The organism is Brevibacillus halotolerans (assembly GCF_026891775.1).
In the GTDB taxonomy this organism is placed as follows: domain Bacteria; phylum Bacillota; class Bacilli; order Brevibacillales; family Brevibacillaceae; genus Brevibacillus_B; species Brevibacillus_B halotolerans.
The window spans coordinates 1-303 of sequence record NZ_JAPTNK010000071.1 but is presented as its reverse complement, the minus strand read 5'-3'; the positions used below and the strand labels follow the sequence as shown (position 1 = coordinate 303).

The window sequence follows — 303 nt, the reverse complement described above, 5'->3', positions numbered from 1 at the left end:
TGGCCGTTGTCCCATATACTTGAGCACTGATATCCTTTTTCTTATCCTTGATGGTTCCGCTACCGTAGATTTGAGCCATGACATTTTGAACGTAAGGATTAATTCTTTCCAGGGTAACGGCATCATCGATGGTCAAATCATCATCCTTGACAGGTTCTTCGGTCTCCCAGCTTACTATCGCGGTAAACTTTGCATCGGCTACATTTCCGAACTGACTTGTCATCATTTCTTTTCCGCCCTTACCCATTGTCATAATGGCAATGACGGAAGCGATGCCGATAATAATTCCTAGCATGGTTAAAA

General features: G+C 43.2%; 1 protein-coding gene. It reads right to left on the bottom strand.

Annotated features, from left to right (window positions below; translation table 11 throughout):
* On the bottom strand, nucleotides 1–303 hold a 303-nt coding region (locus O0550_RS24215; protein ID WP_258427433.1), incomplete at both ends, for an ABC transporter permease.